The sequence below is a fragment of the Pelovirga sp. genome (genome assembly GCF_059864205.1).
In genome coordinates, this window is record NZ_JCBCBS010000137.1 from 20,202 (window position 1) to 39,847 (window position 19,646).

Below are 19,646 nucleotides of genomic sequence, written 5' to 3' on the forward strand. Positions count from 1 at the left end.
ACATAACAAGGAGACAAGAAATGGATACAGTAACGGAACGTGCTGAGGCAGTGCTCTTCAAAGGCAATCCCGCCACCCTGCTGGGAGCAGAAGTCAAGGTTGGGGACGACGCTCCCGATTTTTGCGTTGTTGACAATGGACTGCAGCCTGTCACCCTGGCCACTGATGCCGGCAAGGTGCGCTTGATCACCGTTGTGCCCTCCCTTGACACCCCGGTCTGTGATGCCATGACGCGCAAATTCAACCAGGATGCCGCGGCTCTTCCTGACTCTGTCGTCGTTTATACCATCAGCGTTGATCTGCCTTTCGCCCAGAAGCGTTGGTGCGGCAATGCCGGTATCGACAAGGTCAAGACCCTTTCCGATTATCAGGAGCGTTCATTCGGGTTGAATTACGGCGTTCTGCTCAAAGATCTCAAGTTGCTGGCACGCGCCGTTTTCGTTATCGATGCCAATGACCAGGTTGCTTACGTTGAGTTGGTGCCTGAAGTGACAGCCGAGCCTGATTATATTGCTGCTTTGAATTCGGTGAAGAACCTACTGTAGTTTTGTAGAAATGCATTGTTGTTCGTAAAATACCCCTGATGGACAATGGTTCTCAGGGGTATTTTATATGGCAGAGGCACTCAGAAATTCATAAAAACCAGTTTATCTCTGTGTCCCTGTGTCTCTAGTGAGCGTAGCGAACGGGTGGTGAAATGATTTATCTGGTTATCTATTTGACTCCAGTAAATCAGAAAACAGGATATGGATTCTGCGACTACGCCTCGCTCCGCGTAGAATGACACCCGTTTTTTCCAACAACGTCCTTCTGTGTCATCCTGCGCGAAGTCGCAGGATCCAGATTATTAGCAAGTCGCATCGATCGCGATCTTCTAACTGTTATAGCTGGAGCGAAGTGGATAACCAAAATGATTTATTGCCATCCATTAAATTAGTAGGCGCGTCGGGTCTTGCTGGCGATTTTCGTTTCACCGCGATCGCGGTCAACCGGATAGCGCAGATCCTCGACCTGTTGTTGCACTTCCGGAGGCGGCGGCGCGGTGAAACGTGAGACAATAATCAACAGGGTAAAGTTGATGAGCATACCGATTGCGCCAATCCCTTCCGGCGAGATGCCGAACAACCAATAATCCGCTGAGTTCAACTCTGGATAAAACAAGGTAAAAAAGCCGATATAGGCAGTGGTAAATAAAACGCCACCGATCATGCCGCTGACAGCGCCGTAGACATTGATCCGTCTGCTGAAGATTCCCAGCAGAATAACCGGAAAAAATGTCGAGGCGGCAAGGCCAAAGGCAAAGGCAACGACCTGGGCGACATATCCCAGAGGAAAGATGCCGAAGAGTCCAGCGACGACCACCGCTCCGGCAGCGCCACAGCGCGCCCACAACAGTTCACCTTTTTCCGAAATGCTCGGCATCAAGACGCCTTTGATCAGGTCGTGGGAAATGGCCGAGGCAATCACCAGCAACAACCCGGCCGCTGTTGACATGGCGGCAGCCAGGGCACCGGCGGCAACCAGGGCAACCACCCAGTTGGGTAGCTGAGCAATTTCCGGGTTAGCGAGCACAATGATGTCGCGATCGATATAAACCTCGTTGCTGTTGTTGGTTCGAGAGTTTTTGACGGTCTGCTGGCCGAAAGCGCCCAGATGGCCGATTTGTTTAGGCTTGCCGAAGATGGCGTCGCCGGGGCCGTATTGAATGCGGCCATCGCCATTTTTGTCCACCCAGGCGACCAGACCACTGAGTTCGGCATTTTTAAACCAGTCCGGAGCTTCTTCATAGAGGACATTGTGAATACTGCCGATAAAGTTGGTGCGGGCAAAAACCGCTACTGCAGGCGCACTGGCGTACAATAAAACGATAAAGATCAGCGCCCACCCTGCAGAAGATCGGGCATCGCGAATTCGCGGAACGGTAAAAAAGCGGATAATGACATGGGGTAATCCCGCCGTGCCGAGCATGAGGGCAATCACCACACAGAGCACATCAATTTTGGGGCGGATACCGGAGGTGTATTCAGCAAATCCCAGGTCATGGTGCAGGTCATTCAATACCGCCAGCAGATGGCGCCCCTGGGTACCGGCATCCCCCAGCATCGCGGCGCCATCGGCACTGATGCTGCTGCCGATGCCGAAGAAGGGGATCGGGTTGCCGGTCAGCATGATGGAGATAAAGATGGCGGGAATCATGTAAGCGATGATCAGGATGCAATACTGGGCAACCTGGGTGTAGGTAATGCCTTTCATGCCGCCGATGACCGCGTAGAAAAAAACCACGAACATACCGATGACAACGCCGGTATTGATCGGCACTTCCAAAAAACGTGAGAAGACAATACCCACACCACGCATTTGTCCGGCGATATAGGTAAATGAGATCAGAATAGCACAGAGAACAGCGAGTATTTTGGCGAATTGGGAATAGTAGCGATCACCAATAAACTCGGGAACAGTGTAGCGACCATATTTGCGCAAATAGGGTGCGATCAGCATGGCCAGCAGCACATAGCCGCCGGTCCAACCCATCAGATACATGGACCCATCGCGCCCCATAAAGGAGATCAGCCCGGCCATGGAAAGGAAAGAAGCTGCCGACATCCAGTCGGCGCCGGTTGCCATGCCGTTAAGAACCGGGTGCAGGGACCTGTCCGCTGTGTAGAAATCGCTGGTCGATCTACTCCGGGCATGAAGAGCAATAGCGATATAAAGAACCAGGGTGACGGAAACCAGAATCCAGGTCCAGGCCAGTATGCTCATGACGAAGGGTCCTTTCGCCTAATGCCGAATCTAATCTTCATAAACATCGTATTTTTGATCGAGGCGATTCATCAGGCGAACATAGATGAGAATCAGAATACAGAAAATGATCAGGGAGCCCTGGTTGGCGAACCAGAAGCCCAGAGGGAAGCCGAAAAGGTTGAAGCGATCAAGTTGGTCGATCAGAATAACGCCAAACAGACAGGACGCTGTAAACCAGACAGATAATAAAATAAAAATGTACCTTAACGTCTCTTTCCAGTAACGACGTAGTTGCTGCTCTCTGTCCATGGGGCCTCATAGCGTTGGGGCAATAGATAATGGCGTCTCACAGGTCAATAAAGATGCGCTAATGATAGTGGGACGAGGAGCTGTTGTAAAGGATGATTTGTCTTATCGCGGCACATTATCGGGTTCATGCAGGAGGTATGGACGCATTTTCTACCGACATCTCCTCTATTCAACCCACATCAGCTGATCTGCTTGGAAAAATGCCGTTTGGTGGAGTCCTGCAGTTTTGCCGCAACACGGAAGGCTTCCTTGAGCAGATCCTGCTCATTTTTCGACAGTTCATAGGGATTGAGAAAATGGGAGGGGAACTTGCCATGATCGATCATCGTGATTTCGTTGCGTAAGCGCAAAAAGGTAAAGGCTTCAAAGGCGGCCTTGATGTGCTCGGCGGTTTCCGCAGTGAAGATTTTCAGTCTGACCAGTTCATCAATGCGTTCGCTGGTGGTTGTGGCATCGATCTGTTGCTCAAGCAGGAACATGCGTACACAGTCGACGATAAAAATACTGCCGGCTTCTTTTACCGACAATGTGCCCTTATGTTCTTTTTCGCGGCTGGTGGTAAAGCGGCCCAGCAGGCTCAAAGGAACCTTATGTTTGAAATCGAGTTCCATCATGTGATAGAGGAAAATCGGATGCTCCTTAATATGGCGGTGGACAATATCGCGCAGATCCTGGCATAAGGTTGCTTCACCGGCAATCGGCATGAAGTCGAAAAAAATGGATGAGTAGCGCACCTTTTGTGGCTCGGGAACCTTGATCCAGTCGGCGATGCGTTTTTTCCATTCGTTCAGACGGCCGCGCCAGATCGGGTTGTCGGCCATGACCTTGCCTTTACAGCGCGGATAGCCGATGCGTGCCAGGGCAGATACCAGTTTTTCTGAAAAAGGGGCAAAAAAGGCTTCGACTTCCTCCCCTCGACTGTCGGGAAAGTTTTCATAGATCAAACCGTTGTCCTGATCCGGGCCCAGCAACATTTCCTTGCGACCACCACTGCCCATAATAAAAAAACAGAAGCGAATATCAGGGGGTGTCAATCCATGGCGCCTGGCGTCATCAAGAACAATCTCATAACAGCGTCGGATAATGCGGTGATGAATATAGGAAATGATCTCCATGGTTTCGACGTGAGAACGCGACTCCCCCATCAGCGCCCGTGCCACCTTGACGATTTCCGAACGTGCGATGATCAGATCCTCAATGGTACGCGCTTTGTTGATGTTGCCGATCAGCAGCATCGATTTTTGACAGCGATACTTCATCAGATCCTGCAAGGTGACGATGCCGACAATGGTGTCGCGCTCGAGGATCGGAATATGCTTGGTTTTGTGAGCCATCATGAAGGTGGTTGCCTCATACATGAAGGTCTCTGGGCTCATGGTGTGCGGGTTGGGGGTCATGACTTCGCCGGCGGTGGCGGTTTTGCTGTTAACCAGTTGGCGGGCAAGGACCTTGGACACCAGATCACGTTCGGTAATGATACCGTTCAGGCGCTTGTTGGCGTCGCAGACCAATACCGCACCAATTCCGCGAACCGTCATCTGGCGGGCAATTTCCGGTATCGGCGTGTCAATCAGGCAGGTTTCTGCAGGCGTGGACATGATTTCTGACAGGCGTTTTTTGAAGGGATAGGCTTCAACCTGGGTCAGGGTGTTGCGCGCATGCTCATTGACCATATCCGAATACAGGTCACGTACCCGGGAATAGACGATTTTGTTGAAGTAGTCAGTGATGTGAGGATAGTTAGCGGCGATCTCGACCAGCAGAGAGGCCGGGATCAGATAGCACTGCGTTTCCGTTACCGGACGTGCTCCAGCGGTATAACCGCCATCGGTGAAGATCGGTGTGCCGCCAAAAAACGATCCCTCCTTGCGAAAGTCGACAGTCATCTCCACCCCGCCAGGTGCCAGCACGACAATTTCCACCAGTCCCGACTTGATCACATAGAGATAGCCGGTTGGTTCGTCGTGTTGATTGAAAATGTGAATTTGTGGCGGAAATTTTTGCGTTTTTGCCGAATCACTGATGCGCTGAAATACGGCATCGGGTAACTGGTCAAAGGGTTTGGTGTCGCGCAAGGATTGAATAAGTCCCATGAAAATCAACTCGTCGGTCAAGAGATAAAGACGTACAGACAGGCTGCTTGTGTAACAAGCTGCCAGTATCGATTTGGGACATTATCACAGATGATAGCGAAAACGGAAGGGGAGGTGTTCCCGTATCAGTTGTCTTTTTTTTTGCCGAACTGGAAAGGGTGGGCATAGCGGCTTAAGATAAAATCAGCCATCAGTTTAGCCCAGATAGTCACCCCGCCAACAGCACTCCAGTCCTGATAGGCGATGAAGGGACCGATTGTAATGCCGGTAGCGATGTAGAGGGGAACACCGATAATAACCCAGACGGCGGTTGCTCCGGCGAGCAGATTGATCAGGCCGGCGATCAGGGCGAATTTGGCCGGATTCTCCGGCGGCAAACCGCCTTTGAGGGCGACTTCGGAATAGTTTTTGTCGATAAGGATGCGCTTGGCGCGCCGCAACCAGAAAAAAGACAGGGGGAACATCACAATAAACAACAGCCAGGTGATGACGGTAGAAGCATCGAAAAGCAACTTCATGGATATCTGCTCCGTTACTAAAAAGAAAGGGCGGCTTGTTTGCCGCGTTAGGCTGCTTTTTTTACCTGATTCGGGAAGAATTGACAACCCGGTATGGTCAGTATGACTTAAAAAAAGCCCCGCCGATGCAAGCACCGACGGGGCATGGAAGCTGATATGCGCTAAGGCTATATCAGAATGTCAATGTTAGTGACCGCCACCGCCGGTAACCACACTGGAACCGCGCGGCGTACGGACGTTCTCAACCATCGCCTGGATGTGCTCAGGTGGCGGCGGGGTAATCTTGGTGACGATGTAGGCAACCAGGAAGTTCAGGAGCGCTCCGATACCACCGAAGGCTTCCGGGGTGATGCCGAAGAAGGAATTGGCACCACCGATCAGTCCCAGGTACTCGGTTCCGCGGACAAAGAAGAGCCCTTTGTGGGCAAAAACGTAGAACAGGGTCACGGAGAGGCCGACTGCCATGCCCCAGATCGCGCCATATTTACACATGTTCTTGTTGAAGATACCCATCATCAGCGCCGGGAAGATGGAACAGGCAGCGATGCCGAAGGCCAGAGCCACGGTACCGGCAGCAAATCCGGGCGGGTTGAGGCCGAGGTAGCCGGCAACAACAATGGCCCCCGCCATGGAGATCTGACCGGCGCGCAGTTCGGCCTTTTCACTCATGTCAGGAATGAAGATCTTCTTCAACAGGTCGTGGGAAATGGCTGATGAAATGGCCAGCAGCAGACCGGCGGCAGTTGACAGGGCGGCTGCAACACCACCAGCGGCCACCAGGGCGATAACCCAGTTGGGCAGCAGGGCGATTTCCGGGTTGGCCAGAACAATGATGTCGCGGTTAACAAAGAGCTCGTTACCTTGCCAGCCGGAAGCAGCTACCTTGGCCTGGAATTCCGGGTTCTTATTGGCATCATTGTAATACTGGATGCGACCATCGTTGTTTTTATCCTCCCAACGCAGCAGTCCGGTGACCTCCCAACGCTTCATCCAGTCAGGGCGTTCTTCATGAATAAGGCCGGCACCTTGAGCAATCAGAGGAGCACCGGTCGCAATTTCAGGGCTGACGGTTGCGTGCAGGTTCAAACGGGCCATGGCGGCAACGGCCGGGGCGGTGGTGTAAAGAATGGCGATGAAGACCAGGGCCCAGCCGGCGGACAAACGCGCATCCTTAACCGTTGGAACAGTAAAGAAGCGGATGATAACGTGGGGCAGACCGGCAGTACCGATCATCAGCGAGAAGGTGTAAACGAACATGTTCAGTTTGCTGCCGGGCAGTGCGGTGGTGTATTCGCCGAAGCCGAGCTCGGTGACAACCTGATTCAGTTTGGCCAGCAGGGTGATGTCTTCACCGACCAGGGAGGCACCCAGTCCGAGCTGGGGAATCGGTACGCCGGTCAGCTGGAAGGAGATAAAAATGGCTGGAATGGTGTAGGCGGTGATCAGAACACAGTACTGGGCGACCTGGGTGTAAGTAATACCCTTCATGCCACCGAACACCGCGTAGCAGAAGACGATACCCATACCGATGTAGATCCCCATGTCGTTGGTAACGCCGAGGAAGCGGGCGAAGGTAACACCGACGCCGGTCATCTGACCGATAATGTAGGTAACCGAGGCTACCAACAGGCAGATGACAGCCACGGCCGGCGCAGATCTTGAGTAATAGCGGTCGGCAAAGAAGGACGGTACGGTAAAGCGCCCGAACTTACGCAGATAAGGAGCAAGAACGGTTGCCATCAGAACGTAGCCACCGGTCCAGCCCATCAGGAACAGGCCGCCACCGTAGCCCATGTAGGCGATCAGGCCGGCCATGGAGATAAAGGAAGCCGCCGACATCCAGTCAGCTGCTGTCGCCATACCGTTGATGACCGGGTGAACGCCGCCACCGGCAACGTAGAAATCACCGGTGCTGCCGGCGCGGGACCAGATGGCGATACCAATGTAGAGCGCAAAGGTCGCGCCAACAACAAGATAGGTTAGAAATTGCAGACTCATTAGGGTTCCTCCTCTTTATTCTTCGTGAACGTTGAATTTTTTGTCAACATTGTCCTGGAGTTTTGCGTAGATGAAAATCAGTGCAATGAAGACATACATGGCGCCTTGATGAGCCCACCAGAAACCCATGGGATAGCCCCCAAGGGAAATGTTGTCAAGTGCCGAGGCAAAAACAATCCCGAACCCGTAGGAGACGAGAGCCCAGACAGCGAGAATAGATCCAATCAACTTCAGCGTTGTAAACCAGTAAGCTTTTCCTTGGTCTTCCATTACTTTCCTCCTCTTTATTCATTGTGATAGTGACAACCTGAAACCGTTAAAGCGTGAGCAAAATCATGGTGTTCGCTCAAAATTTACTCTCGAATTCGCGGCCTCCTTTCTTTGTGAATACCAAACATGAAACCCGGTAAAAACAGAATTGACAGCCTGTCGTGGCTGAGCGGATGCTTTTTGGCGTTCATGCCAGCCCCCTGGGGCTGTAAAGATTGTAGCCCAGGCGTGCTGAAATCATGTCGCCGGCAGCCTTGAGGGCCGGCAGTAATTCGCTGTTGATGCGCTGATCATTCATCCGGAAGGTCGGGGCAACGATGGTTAGACAACCGGCAAGTTTTTGCCCCTGTTGAAACAGGGGAACGGCCAGAGCGCTGCTGCCTTCGCCGAGGCCATCGTGATCAACGCAGTAACGTTGTTGCAGGTAATGGGAGCCCGCTGAGGTGCCGGCGACAGCTGCCGCCGCAGAACCCTGGGCAAAGGCCAGCAGCAGTTTGCCGGGGGCGCAGCTGTTCAGCGCAAAACGGTGACTGGTTAAAGGGACAACATTGACCTTCTGATCGTTGTCAGCCATCTCCAGAAACAGGGCGTCTTCTCCACGGCGCACCACCAGATAGACAGATTCGTCACACTGGCGCGCCAGGTGGGACATTACCGGACGGGCATGGCGTAAGAGCGGCATGCGGGCAAGAAGTTTCTGGCTGGTCTCGAAAGCGGCCATACCGATCTGGTATTCGCCGGAGCGCTCGCCGCGTTCGACGTAGCCCATGTTTTCAAAAGTCGCCATCAGGCGGAAGAGGCTGGCTTTGGTCATGTCAAGCCTGTCGCTGAGCTGTGCCAGGCTGCATCGGTCACCGTTGCTTGCCAGTGTTTCGAGCAAGTGCAGAGCGTTTTCAACGGAGCGGATGTTGTATGAATCTTTGTCCCTGCCTGACATGGACATCCTCGAAAAAAAACTGAGCGGTTATGAAATAATACGCGAAATAATCTCATTGGCAACTTATTGCCTCGCTTTGGAAACTGATGGGGCGAAGACTAATACGCTGTTATATTTTTGTCAACACGGTTTTTTATTTATTTTGAATTTATCGTTTTGATCACCTGGTACAGCGATTTTTATAAGATGTTAAGTATTTGAATAATATATAAAATTTCATTTTTTTAAGGTTTTATTTTCTTGTGACAACAATGTTTACTAGGGGCTCTGTTTTGCCGTAAATCAGGGGGGTTCTGTAGCTGTTTATAACCATGTTTCAGTTTATTATCAAGGTTCGATCGTTGAAAATGAAATGATATTTTTTTTTATATAGCTGATGGCGCAACGGGTAAATCCTGTTTTGATGTTGACAATAGCCGCGGCAGTTACGGAATCTCTACGGCTTTTCGGCAGGTTGAGGCGGATTGCGACCGGCAGCCGGTCTTGACTTGTTTTGCCTATGGGTGGTAAAAACCGTGACTTTCAAACCCTATACCTGTGATAACTATCTGCTCGCTCCGGATATCGATTTTTATGTATTTCCCCAGTCAAGATGACTTTTGCTGCCTGGCCCGGCATGGCAACCTGATTCCCGTTTATCGCGAGATTCTTGCTGACATGGAAACCCCGGTGTCGGCTTTTCGCAAGATTGACGATGGGCAGAACGCCTTTCTGCTGGAATCGATTGAGGGTGGTGAAAAGTGGGCACGTTATTCATTTTTGGGCAGTGGCCCGGCGCGGGTTTTTCGCTGTCGTGCCAATCACTATGAAATTCTTTTTGACGGACAACTGGAGGAATCCGGTGAGGTAGATGACCCGCTGGATTATCTGCGCAATCTGATGGCGGTCTACCGGCCGGTGGAAGTTGACGGTCTGCCCCTGTTTTGCGGCGGCGCCGTGGGCTATCTCGGTTACGATATGGTGCGCTTTATCGAGGATCTGCCCGATTCCAATCCACGCAGCATCGGCGGCTGGGATGCCTGTTTCATGATTACCGACCGGGTCATTATTTTCGATAATATGCGCCAAAAGGTGAAGATTGTTTACAATGTTCATCTGCGTGACGGCGATGAACCGCAGCGCGCCTACGAAAAAGCACAACAGCAGATTGATCTGCTGATTGAGCAGCTGCGTCGCCCACTGGTCTATCCTCAGCCGCTGACGGTGGCACCAGAGGCGGTTGAGCTGGTGCCGAACTTTACGCGCGCAGATTTCAAAGCGGCAGTGGAACAGTGCAAGGAGTATATCCGTGCCGGTGACATCTTCCAGGTGGTGTTGTCGCAACGTTTCAGTGGCCCTGTACAAGCCGATCCTTTTGATATCTACCGTGCCTTGCGCACCATCAATCCATCTCCCTACATGTATTTTTTGCGCTTTGGAGAGTCCCTTGTGGTTGGTGCTTCACCGGAAGTGCTGGTCCGCAAGGAGGGTGATCAGGTCGAGGTGCGTCCCATTGCCGGTACCCGCCCACGGGGTCGGACGATGGTGGAGGATCAGCAGCTGGAAAAGGAGCTGCTGGCGGATCCAAAAGAACTGGCGGAGCATATCATGCTGGTTGATCTCGGCCGCAATGACGTCGGGCGGGTCGCGGTGGCCGGCAGTGTTGCGGTCAGCGAGCTGATGGTGATCGAGCGCTATTCCCATGTCATGCATATCGTTTCCAATGTGCGCGGACGACTGCGCCCGGAACTCGACAGTTTTGCCGTCTTTCGTGCCGCTTTTCCCGCCGGGACCCTGACCGGCTCGCCGAAGATCCGGGCGATGGAAATTATTGATGAGCTGGAGCCGGTGCGGCGCGAAGTCTATGGTGGTGCCGTCGGTTACTTCTCTTTCAGTGGCAACATGGATCTGGCGATTGCCATTCGCACCCTGCATATCGAAAAAGATCAGTTGCATCTGCAGGCCGGTGCCGGGGTTGTCGCCGACAGTGATGCGGAGATGGAATACCAGGAAACCCTTAACAAGGCACGTGGGGTCAAGCGTGCTATCGAAATGGCAAATCGTGGTCTGTTGTAATATAAGCCGGTGAAATGGGACTGATACAATGCTGTTGATGATCGATAATTATGATTCCTTTACCTATAATCTGGTGCAGTATTTTATGGAGCTGGGGGAAGAGGTTGAGGTTTACCGCAATGACAAGATCAGTCTTGATCAAATTGCCGTCCTTGGCCCACAGCGACTGGTGATTTCACCCGGCCCTTGTACGCCGGCCCAGGCCGGAATATCCATCCCTGCGATAAAGCGCTTTGCCGGCCGGATTCCCATATTCGGCATCTGTCTTGGTCATCAGGCGATTACCGAAGCCTATGGTGGCGAGGTGGTGCGAGCCGGACGCCTGATGCACGGTAAAACCAGCCCCATCGAGCACGACGGCAGCGACTTGTTTCGTGGTTTGTCCAACCCGTTTATTGCCACCCGCTACCACTCCCTGCTGGCGCAACGGGAAAGCTTTCCGTCAACCCTCAAGGTAACGGCATGGACGGCAGAAGGGGAAATTATGGCGCTGCAACACATAGAGTTGCCGGTCTGGGGGGTGCAGTTTCATCCTGAATCGATCCTCACTGTCGAAGGTAAGCGCTTGCTCGGGAACTTCCTCACACTCAGCAGCAAGGAGAAAGCGGCATGATCAGACAAGCCATCGCTATGCTGGTTGAAGGGCGTGACCTGGCGGAAGAAACGATGATCGAGGTAATGACCATGATCATGGGCGGCGAGGCGACAGCGGCACAGATCGGAGCCTTTATCACGGCACTGCGGATGAAGGGGGAGACTATCGCGGAAATTGTCGGTGCGGCGCGCGTGATGCGTGCCCATGCCACGCCGATTGCGGTGAAGGCTGCCCTTGACCTTGACCGTGATGATATCAACCTTGACCGTGAAACCATTCTGGATACCTGTGGTACCGGAGGCAGCGGCACCCGCAGTTTCAATATTTCCACCACCGTGGCTTTGGTGGTCGCCGCTTGTGGGGTGAAGGTTGCCAAACACGGCAATCGTAGCGTGTCATCGGCCTGTGGCAGTGCCGATGTGCTGGAACATCTGGGTGTCAATCTCGATGTGTCCGCGGCTCTGGTGACGCAGTGCATTGAGCAGATCGGGGTCGGTTTTCTCTTCGCTCCCGCCCTGCATGGCGCCATGAAACATGCCATTGGCCCGCGCCGTGAGATCGGCATTCGTACCATCTTTAATATCCTCGGGCCCCTGACCAATCCGGCCAAAGCCAATCGTCAGGTGTTGGGGGTTTACCGCATTGATCTGGTGGAAAAGCTCGCAGAAGTGCTGTTCTCCCTCGGCTGTCGCAAGGGGTTCGTTGTCCACGGCAGTGATGGCATGGATGAGATCACCCTGACCGGTGCGACGACAATCGCCGCGATTGACAGCACCGGGGTGACCCTGTCCACCATCACGCCGGAACAGTTTGGTTTAGCATCTTGTGCCCTTGCCGATCTGCAGGGGGGCGATGCGGCGCGTAATGCCGAGATTGTCCGCGCTATCCTGTCCGGAGCGACCGGGCCGCAACGGGATATTGTCCTGTTAAACAGCGCTTATGCGTTGCTGGCAACCGAGCTGGTGGAAACGGTCCCCGACGGCATCACCATGGCTGCTCGGGCCATTGACAACGGTCGCGCGGCAGAGGCGTTGGCTGACCTGGTTAGGATGACAAACGCATGATTCTGGAGCGGATACTGTTGACCAAAAAAGAGGAAGTTGCCGCCGCTAAAGTTCAGCGTTCCCTCACGGACCTGGCCACGCGCATCGGCGATCTGGAGGATATTCCGCGCGGTTTCGCCCGGGCGTTGCGGACCATGGCAGCATCGGGCGGCACAGCGATCATTGCTGAAGTGAAAAAGGGATCGCCGTCCAAAGGAATTATCCGCGCTGATTTTGATCCGGTGACTATCGCCGAGCAGTATCAGAACGCTGGTGCCACCTGTTTGTCGGTGCTGACGGACCAGCAGTATTTCTATGGTCATCTGCGCTATCTGGGGTTGATTCGTGAGCAGGTGTCGCTGCCGCTGTTGTGCAAGGATTTTATTATCGACACCTATCAACTGTATCAGGCCCGCCTGGCGGGTGCCGATGCGGTATTGCTGATTGTTGCGGCTCTAAACGACGAGCAATTGCTTGAGCTGGCGCAGCAGGCCACGGCGTTGCGTCTTGATACCCTGCTTGAGGTTCACGATGCCGCTGAAATGCAGCGGGCCCTCAAGCTGCCGGTTGATCTGATCGGCATCAATAATCGTGACCTGCGCACCTTTGTCACCGATCTGGGCATCAGCGAGTCCCTGGCGTCCCTGGTCCCGGCAGACCAGTTGGCGATTGCCGAAAGCGGTATCTCCTCGCGTGCTGACATTGAACGGTTGCAGACGGCCGGTGCCCGCGCTTTTCTGGTTGGCGAAACCTTGATGCGCGAGGCGAATATCGGCGGCAAGCTGCGCGAGCTGCTGGGGACGGATTAGTCAATGGCAGTGACTCGTGTTAAGATTTGTGGAATTACCAATTTAGCCGATGCCAAAGGGGCGGTGGCAGCTGGTGCCGATGCCCTTGGTTTTGTTTTTTATCCACCTAGTCCGCGTTATGTTGCGCCGGAACGGGTTGCCGACATTGTTGCGGCCCTTCCCCCGTTTGTCTCCACTGTCGGGCTGTTTGTAAATGCCCCGGCGGTAAAAATTCATCAGATCATGGTGCAAACCGGGCTGCAGCTGATTCAGCTGCATGGTGATGAAACGCCGGCCCAGTGTCATCTCCATTCGCCCTATCCGGTCATTAAGGCATTGCGGGTGCGTGATGAGGAGCCTCTCTCTCACCTTGAAGATTATCCGGTGGCGGCATTGCTCCTTGATGCCTGGAGCGATGAGCATTACGGTGGATCCGGGCGTCAGTTTGATTGGCAACTGGTGAGTCGTGCTACACTGAAAAAGCCGATTATTCTGGCCGGAGGACTGACCCCGGCCAATGTGGGTACGGCGATTGAGGTGGTTAATCCCTATGCCGTTGATGTTTCCAGTGGTGTTGAACGGGAACCCGGGCATAAAGATCTGGCTTTGGTCGCCCAATTTATCGAACAGGTGAGAATGGCATGAGTTACGACTATCCCGACGAGCGTGGACATTTCGGCCAATACGGTGGTCGGTATGTTGCTGAAACCCTGATGCCGGCGCTACTTGAACTGGAACAGGCTTATGCCGAGGCGCGCAACGACCCCGAGTTCCAAAAAGAAATCGATTATTATCTGAAAAACTATGTCGGTCGCCCCAGCCCCTTGTATTTTGCTGAGCGCTTGACCGCCGAGCTCGGGGGGGCAAAGGTCTACCTCAAGCGTGAAGATCTCAATCATACCGGTGCCCATAAGGTCAATAACACCGTTGGCCAGATTCTGCTGGCGCGGCGCATGGGCAAGAAAAAGGTCATTGCCGAGACCGGTGCCGGCCAGCACGGCGTTGCAACCGCGACCGTTGCGGCCCTGTTCGGTATGGAGTGTGAAGTCTTCATGGGCACTGAAGATATCCGGCGGCAGTCGCTGAACGTCTTTCGCATGAAGCTGCTCGGGGCCAAGGTAACCGGGGTCACCAGCGGCACAGCGACCTTGAAGGATGCCATGAACGATGCCTTACGCCACTGGGTGACCCACGTGCGCGATACCTTTTATGTGATTGGTACCGTTGCCGGACCCCATCCCTATCCGCTGATGGTGCGTGATTTTCAGGCGGTGATCGGTACTGAGGCCAAAGAGCAGATCCTGGCTGCCGAGGGACGCTTGCCGGATGTCGCGGTCGCCTGTATCGGCGGTGGCTCCAATGCTATCGGCCTGTTTTATCCCTTTATCGGCGATTCCGAGGTCGGCTTGCTGGGGGTTGAGGCGGCAGGGCTGGGCATCGAAACCGGCAAACATGCGGCTTCCCTTGGTGCCGGTACGCCAGGTGTGCTGCATGGCAACAAAACCAGTCTGCTGCAGGATGCTGACGGTCAGATTCAGCACGCCCATTCCATTTCTGCCGGCCTGGATTATCCCGGTGTCGGCCCCGAGCATGCCCACCTCCAAGATATCGAGCGTGCCTGCTACGTTGCCGTGACGGATGACGAAGCGCTGGCCGCATTTCGCAAGTTAACAGAGATTGAAGGGATTATCCCTGCTCTTGAAAGTGCCCATGCGATTGCCCAGGTGATCAAAATGGCACCTTCCATGAGCCCAGATCAGATTATTCTTGTTTGTCTGTCAGGTCGCGGAGACAAGGATATCAATACGGTCGCACAAGCGATGAAAGTAGAGTTGTAATGAGATTTAGCGAATTAGATTTACCGGCAACAGTGCTCCAGGGTATCGCTGACGCCGAGTTCGAACATTTGACCCCGGTGCAGCAGCAATCGATACCATTGGCCCTGCAGGGCAAGGATGTTGCCGCCCAGGCCCAGACCGGCACGGGGAAAACCGCGGCTTTTCTGATCTCGATTTTTTGTCGGCTGCTGGCCAATCCACGTCCTTCCGGTTCCAGCCCGCGCGCCCTGGTGATGGCGCCGACGCGTGAACTGGTAGTACAGATCTGTCAGGACGCTGATCTCCTTGGCCGCCACACCGGGATCAAGATCCAGCCGATCTTCGGTGGCGTCGATTACGAAAAACAGCGCCAGGCGCTGCGTGATGGCGTCGATATTATCGTTGCCACCCCCGGACGGCTGATCGACTACTTCAAACAACGGGTTTTCTCGTTTGACCAGGTTGAAGCGTTGGTGATCGATGAAGCTGACCGCATGTTTGATATGGGCTTTATCAAGGATTTGCGTTACCTGTTGCGTAAATTGCCCCCCTTTGAAAAACGTCAGACCATGCTCTTTTCTGCGACCCTGTCACCCCAGGTCATGGAGTTGGCCTATGAGTTTATGAACATGGCCGAGCGGGTCGAGATTGCCCCCGAACAGATTTCTGCTGACGGGGTTGTCCAGGTGCTCTACCATGTCACCCGGCGGGAAAAATTCGCCCTGTTGCTGGGATTACTAAAAAAAGAAAAGAATGCCGAGCGGGTGATGATTTTTGTCAATACCAAGGTCGAAGCGGAAAAACTGGATGCCTTGCTGCAGGTCAACGATCTTTCCAGTGCGGTGCTGTCCGGGGACATTCCGCAGAAAAAACGGATGCGGATTCTGGATCAGTTCAAGCTCGGCAGCATCACCCATCTGGTTGCCACCGATGTCGCTTCGCGCGGCATCCATGTCGATCAGGTGACCCATGTTATTAATTATGATCTGCCCCAGGATCGTGAGGACTATGTTCATCGTATCGGTCGCACGGCCCGCGCGGGTGCCGTAGGTCGGGCGATCAGCTTTGCTGATGAAGAAACCGTTTACGTGCTGCCGGAGATTGAGGATTACCTTGGTTTCAAGATTCCCAGCGAAGTCCCTGTGGATGAAGATTTTTGTTTTACCTACAAGCGGGCGCGCCCGAAGAAAAAGCGTCCGGTGCTGGAAAAGCCGGTTGAACCTCGTAAACGTCGCCTTCCACGCCGCCGTAAGAAGCCAGGGAGCTCGGGGCAAGGGGGCAGCACCCAGGGATCAGCAGGGCCGGGCACTAATAATAAGTAGCTTTGAGAAAATGATTGAAACCTGCCCGGCGAATCGTCTAAGCTGATCTGTCACTGTCAAGAATGTTAATGGTCTAGCCAGCCTATTCATAAATATGGGATTTTATGTCGCGTCTGCAACACACCTTTGATGAATTGAAAAAACGAGGCGAAGCGGCTCTGATCCCGTTTATTACGGCGGGGGACCCCAACCCGCAGATGACCCTTGCGTTGATTCGTACCCTCGCTGCCGCCGGTGCTGATGTCATTGAACTGGGAGTGCCTTTTTCCGACCCCATGGCTGATGGACCAACCATTCAGGCGGCTTCCGAGCGTGCCCTGGCGGCCGGCACAACCCTGGCGACGGTGCTGGATATTGTCACCCAGGCGCGCCTTGAGTTGCAGATCCCGTTGGTTCTGATGGGCTATTACAATCCGGTTTTTCGTTACGGTGTGAAGCGTTTTGCCGCCGATGCCGCAACTGCAGGCGTCGATGGTTTATTGCTGGTTGATCTGCCGCCGGAAGAAATGGCTGAAATCAAGCCGGTGACTGACGCTGTTGGCATACCGCTGATTACCCTGCTGGCACCGACCACACCGCCGGAGCGGATGAGGCGTCTGGCGGCAGCAGCGCAAGGTTACATCTATTATGTGTCGATGACCGGCGTTACCGGAACCCAGGCGGTTACTCCGGCGGCAATCCGTGATACTGTCGTCCAGCTTAAAACCATGACGCAGGTTCCTGTGGCTGTCGGTTTTGGTATCACCACTGCAGCCGCTGCGCTGGAGGTGGCTGAGTTCGCCGATGCGGTGGTTGTCGGCAGTGCCCTGGTCAACATTATTGGCAAGTATGGTACGGATAATGGAATGCTGGAAAAGGTTGGAAGTTTTACCAAAGCCTTGAAGCAAAGCTGCAGGAAATAAATTCAAATAAAGAGTTTGTGATATCCGGCTGCCGCTTTTTAAGCGCTTTAAATGCTTGAAAAACAGGATATCTGCAGGATTGCAAACCACTAAAGAGGTTGAGCATGGTCTGGTTTCGTAAGAAAACGTCGCTGACGGCTTCAGTCGAGAAGAAAAACGTTCAGGTTCCCGAGGGGGTCTGGACCAAATGTAAAAACTGCCAGGAAATCATCTATTGCAAGGAAATTGAACGCAATTTCAACGTCTGTCCGAAGTGCGACTACCATTTTCGTATCGGCGCCAGGGAACGTATCGATTTGATTATCGATGCCGGTACCTTCGTTGAAATGGACGCCAAAATGCGTTCGGTTGACTTTCTCGATTTCAAGGATTCCAAAAAATATAAAGAGCGGATCAAAGCCGCCGTCAAAAAAGCTGGAGACGGTGATGCCGTCATCTGCGGCGAAGGCCAACTCGATGGTTTGCCGGTGGTGGTTGCCGTGTTCGATTTCTCCTTCATGGGGGGGAGTATGGGCTCGGTAGTTGGTGAAAAGATCACCCGTGCGATTGAAAAAGGTTTGGCTACCCAGGCTCCGGTGTTGATTTTCTCTTCGTCGGGTGGCGCACGGATGCAGGAGAGCATTTTGTCGCTGATGCAGATGGCCAAAACCAGCGCGGCTCTGGCGCGCCTGAAAGCCGCAGGCATTCCCTTTATCTCGGTGCTGACCGACCCTACCACCGGCGGCGTGACAGCCAGCTTTGCCATGCTTGGCGATTTGAATATTGCTGAACCCCGGGCCCTGATTGGCTTTGCCGGACCACGGGTCATCGAACAAACGATCCGTCAAACCCTGCCGGAGGGTTTTCAGCGTTCGGAGTATCTGCTTGAGCACGGCATGGTCGATATGATCGTTGCCCGTCAGCAAATGAAGAAGGTTCTGTCACAGATTCTGCGTATTTTCACCAGAAGCTGATCAACAGGATGCTTGCAAGTCAGCGCGACAGCCTGGACTATCTGTATTCGCTGCGTTTTTTCGGCATCAAGCTGGGGCTCGAAACGATTGCCGAACTGCTCGAACGGGTCGGTAATCCGCACCGGCATGTGCGTATCCTGCATATTGCCGGAACCAATGGTAAAGGCTCGACCGCCGCCGCCCTGGCGGCCATTTTTCACGCTGCCGGTATTCCTGCCGGGCTCTATACCTCGCCCCATCTGCATCAATTCACCGAACGTATCCGGGTTGATACCCGGCAGCTTGAGCTTGACCAGGCGGTTGCACTGATTGAAGAATTGCGTCCCCACGCTGAACAGCTGCAGGCAACCTTCTTTGAGGTGACCACAGTCATGGCACTGCTCACTTTCCAGCGTCGGGGGGTCGCCTGGGCGATTATGGAGTGTGGAATGGGCGGGCGCCTGGATGCTACCAATATTGTTGACCCGGAATTATGCCTGATCACCCCCATCGCCCTTGATCATATCCGCCATCTCGGGACAACGCTGGCGCAGGTGACAGGGGAAAAAGCCGGCATTATCAAGCCGGGGGTGCCGTTGATCAGTGCCCGTCAGTCATCTGAGGCGGCGGCGGTATTAGCACAACGTACGCAACAGCTGGGCAGTGCGCTGTTGCTCCCCGATCGGGATTACTGCTGGCAGTCGCGGCCGGAAGACTTTGATGTGCGTGCCGGCTCTTTTGAATTGAAGGCCGTTCGACCGACCCTGCCTGGACTGCACCAGCACCAGAACCTTGCTCTCGCCGCCGCTGCGGCCGGTTATCTGTCTGATGTCGGGGTCGAACTGGAGCCGACAGCCGTTCGCTCGGGCCTCGAACGGGTGTGCTGGCCGGGGCGACTGGAATGGCTGCCGCAGCGGGTACTGCTCGATGGTGCCCATAATCTTGCAGGTGCAGCCATTCTGGCTGACTATCTCAAGCAACAAAATCTGCGTCGGTTTCATCTGATTTTTGGTTGTAAAGCCGACAAACAGGTACTGCCAATGCTCGATCTGTTGCTCCCCTTTTGTCAATGTCTCTACGCTACCCGGCCTCCGGTTGAAGATGCGGCGGATACTGAGCTTTTATGTGGGCACGCCGCTGACCAGGGTGTTGCCGTCCAGGGCTTTACCACGCCGACTGCCGCCCTGCAGGCGGCCCAACAGTCACGGTCCGGCACTGAGCTGATTCTGGTAGCCGGTTCCTTGTTTCTGGTGGCCGCTATTCGTGAAAAGCTGGTTGTTCAGACGGATATAACACCGATCATTCATTGATCCGTAGCTTCA

18 protein-coding genes are annotated in these 19,646 nt (G+C 53.9%); 11 read left to right on the forward strand and 7 right to left on the reverse strand.

All coding sequences use genetic code 11. The features are described from left to right. Window positions 1-20: 20 nt before the first annotated feature. Window positions 21-545 carry a thiol peroxidase gene (gene tpx / locus AC6F7T_RS08545; protein WP_500717843.1) on the forward strand — a complete coding sequence of 175 codons (525 nt, stop codon included), beginning with the start codon at window positions 21-23 and terminating at the stop codon, window positions 543-545. 388 nt (window positions 546-933) lie between these two features. Here tpx and AC6F7T_RS08550 read toward each other — a convergent pair whose 3' ends face one another. From AC6F7T_RS08550 to AC6F7T_RS08580, 7 genes are all read right to left on the reverse strand, one after another. Continuing rightward, complete coding sequence (locus AC6F7T_RS08550) at window positions 934-2,763, reverse strand: VC_2705 family sodium/solute symporter (RefSeq protein ID WP_500717844.1); 1,830 nt, start codon at window positions 2,761-2,763, stop codon at window positions 934-936. A gap of 30 nt (window positions 2,764-2,793) precedes the next feature. Further along, entirely contained in the window at window positions 2,794-3,054 is a 261-nt protein-coding gene (locus AC6F7T_RS08555; protein ID WP_500717847.1) for a sodium/substrate symporter small subunit, read from the reverse strand. Window positions 3,055-3,233: 179 nt separating this feature from the next. Continuing rightward, window positions 3,234-5,147: a DUF294 nucleotidyltransferase-like domain-containing protein gene (locus AC6F7T_RS08560; RefSeq protein ID WP_500717848.1), complete on the reverse strand. Its 1,914-nt coding sequence runs from the start codon at window positions 5,145-5,147 to the stop codon at window positions 3,234-3,236. Window positions 5,148-5,272: 125 nt separating this feature from the next. Further along, window positions 5,273-5,665, reverse strand: a complete 393-nt coding sequence (locus AC6F7T_RS08565; protein WP_500717851.1) for a hypothetical protein — start codon at window positions 5,663-5,665, stop codon at window positions 5,273-5,275. Window positions 5,666-5,851: 186 nt separating this feature from the next. Beyond that, window positions 5,852-7,663 carry a VC_2705 family sodium/solute symporter gene (locus tag AC6F7T_RS08570; RefSeq protein WP_500717853.1) on the reverse strand — a complete coding sequence of 604 codons (1,812 nt, stop codon included), beginning with the start codon at window positions 7,661-7,663 and terminating at the stop codon, window positions 5,852-5,854. 15 nt (window positions 7,664-7,678) lie between these two features. Then, the gene (locus tag AC6F7T_RS08575; RefSeq protein WP_500717855.1) at window positions 7,679-7,933 is read right to left on the reverse strand and encodes a sodium/substrate symporter small subunit; all 255 of its coding nucleotides are present in this window, start codon (window positions 7,931-7,933) and stop codon (window positions 7,679-7,681) included. 187 nt (window positions 7,934-8,120) lie between these two features. Next, the gene (locus tag AC6F7T_RS08580; protein WP_500717858.1) at window positions 8,121-8,876 is read right to left on the reverse strand and encodes an IclR family transcriptional regulator domain-containing protein; all 756 of its coding nucleotides are present in this window, start codon (window positions 8,874-8,876) and stop codon (window positions 8,121-8,123) included. Between the two features lie 567 nt (window positions 8,877-9,443). Here AC6F7T_RS08580 and trpE point away from each other — a divergent pair. The 10 genes from trpE to AC6F7T_RS08630 all read left to right on the forward strand — a co-directional run bounded on the left by trpE (window position 9,444) and on the right by AC6F7T_RS08630 (window position 19,634). Next, complete coding sequence (gene trpE / locus AC6F7T_RS08585; protein WP_500717860.1) at window positions 9,444-10,925, forward strand: anthranilate synthase component I; 1,482 nt, start codon at window positions 9,444-9,446, stop codon at window positions 10,923-10,925. 28 nt (window positions 10,926-10,953) lie between these two features. After that, on the forward strand, window positions 10,954-11,538 hold the full coding sequence (locus AC6F7T_RS08590) for a glutamine amidotransferase-related protein (RefSeq protein ID WP_500717861.1): 585 nt from the start codon (window positions 10,954-10,956) through the stop codon (window positions 11,536-11,538). Beyond that, entirely contained in the window at window positions 11,535-12,584 is a 1,050-nt protein-coding gene (gene trpD, locus AC6F7T_RS08595) for an anthranilate phosphoribosyltransferase (protein WP_500717863.1), read from the forward strand. The genes AC6F7T_RS08590 and trpD overlap by 4 nt, the downstream gene beginning before the upstream one ends. Next, a complete protein-coding gene (gene trpC, locus AC6F7T_RS08600; protein ID WP_500717865.1) occupies window positions 12,581-13,372 on the forward strand; it encodes an indole-3-glycerol phosphate synthase TrpC in 792 nt (263 codons plus the stop codon). Before trpD ends, trpC begins: the two co-directional genes overlap by 4 nt. A gap of 9 nt (window positions 13,373-13,381) precedes the next feature. Continuing rightward, entirely contained in the window at window positions 13,382-13,996 is a 615-nt protein-coding gene (locus tag AC6F7T_RS08605) for a phosphoribosylanthranilate isomerase (protein ID WP_500717989.1), read from the forward strand. Then, complete coding sequence (gene trpB, locus AC6F7T_RS08610) at window positions 13,993-15,189, forward strand: tryptophan synthase subunit beta (RefSeq protein WP_500717867.1); 1,197 nt, start codon at window positions 13,993-13,995, stop codon at window positions 15,187-15,189. Before AC6F7T_RS08605 ends, trpB begins: the two co-directional genes overlap by 4 nt. Continuing rightward, on the forward strand, window positions 15,189-16,490 hold the full coding sequence (locus AC6F7T_RS08615; protein WP_500717869.1) for a DEAD/DEAH box helicase: 1,302 nt from the start codon (window positions 15,189-15,191) through the stop codon (window positions 16,488-16,490). The genes trpB and AC6F7T_RS08615 overlap by 1 nt, the downstream gene beginning before the upstream one ends. 104 nt (window positions 16,491-16,594) lie before the next feature. Next, on the forward strand, window positions 16,595-17,392 hold the full coding sequence (gene trpA / locus AC6F7T_RS08620; RefSeq protein ID WP_500717871.1) for a tryptophan synthase subunit alpha: 798 nt from the start codon (window positions 16,595-16,597) through the stop codon (window positions 17,390-17,392). Window positions 17,393-17,496: 104 nt separating this feature from the next. Beyond that, a complete protein-coding gene (gene accD / locus AC6F7T_RS08625) occupies window positions 17,497-18,345 on the forward strand; it encodes an acetyl-CoA carboxylase, carboxyltransferase subunit beta (RefSeq protein ID WP_500717873.1) in 849 nt (282 codons plus the stop codon). 8 nt (window positions 18,346-18,353) lie between these two features. Beyond that, window positions 18,354-19,634 (forward strand): glutamate ligase domain-containing protein, encoded by a 1,281-nt coding sequence (locus AC6F7T_RS08630; protein WP_500717876.1) that lies wholly within the window; start codon window positions 18,354-18,356, stop codon window positions 19,632-19,634. Window positions 19,635-19,646 lie beyond the last annotated feature (12 nt).

Coding starts and splice junctions, on each gene's coding strand:
- tpx (WP_500717843.1), top strand. CDS start 21: ATGGATACAGTAACGGAACGTGCTGAGGCAGTGCTCTTCAAAGGCAAT.
- AC6F7T_RS08550 (WP_500717844.1), bottom strand. CDS start 2,763: ATGAGCATACTGGCCTGGACCTGGATTCTGGTTTCCGTCACCCTGGTT.
- AC6F7T_RS08555 (WP_500717847.1), bottom strand. CDS start 3,054: ATGGACAGAGAGCAGCAACTACGTCGTTACTGGAAAGAGACGTTAAGG.
- AC6F7T_RS08560 (WP_500717848.1), bottom strand. CDS start 5,147: ATGGGACTTATTCAATCCTTGCGCGACACCAAACCCTTTGACCAGTTA.
- AC6F7T_RS08565 (WP_500717851.1), bottom strand. CDS start 5,665: ATGAAGTTGCTTTTCGATGCTTCTACCGTCATCACCTGGCTGTTGTTT.
- AC6F7T_RS08570 (WP_500717853.1), bottom strand. CDS start 7,663: ATGAGTCTGCAATTTCTAACCTATCTTGTTGTTGGCGCGACCTTTGCG.
- AC6F7T_RS08575 (WP_500717855.1), bottom strand. CDS start 7,933: ATGGAAGACCAAGGAAAAGCTTACTGGTTTACAACGCTGAAGTTGATT.
- AC6F7T_RS08580 (WP_500717858.1), bottom strand. CDS start 8,876: ATGTCCATGTCAGGCAGGGACAAAGATTCATACAACATCCGCTCCGTT.
- trpE (WP_500717860.1), top strand. CDS start 9,444: ATGTATTTCCCCAGTCAAGATGACTTTTGCTGCCTGGCCCGGCATGGC.
- AC6F7T_RS08590 (WP_500717861.1), top strand. CDS start 10,954: ATGCTGTTGATGATCGATAATTATGATTCCTTTACCTATAATCTGGTG.
- trpD (WP_500717863.1), top strand. CDS start 11,535: ATGATCAGACAAGCCATCGCTATGCTGGTTGAAGGGCGTGACCTGGCG.
- trpC (WP_500717865.1), top strand. CDS start 12,581: ATGATTCTGGAGCGGATACTGTTGACCAAAAAAGAGGAAGTTGCCGCC.
- trpB (WP_500717867.1), top strand. CDS start 13,993: ATGAGTTACGACTATCCCGACGAGCGTGGACATTTCGGCCAATACGGT.
- AC6F7T_RS08615 (WP_500717869.1), top strand. CDS start 15,189: ATGAGATTTAGCGAATTAGATTTACCGGCAACAGTGCTCCAGGGTATC.
- trpA (WP_500717871.1), top strand. CDS start 16,595: ATGTCGCGTCTGCAACACACCTTTGATGAATTGAAAAAACGAGGCGAA.
- accD (WP_500717873.1), top strand. CDS start 17,497: ATGGTCTGGTTTCGTAAGAAAACGTCGCTGACGGCTTCAGTCGAGAAG.
- AC6F7T_RS08630 (WP_500717876.1), top strand. CDS start 18,354: ATGCTTGCAAGTCAGCGCGACAGCCTGGACTATCTGTATTCGCTGCGT.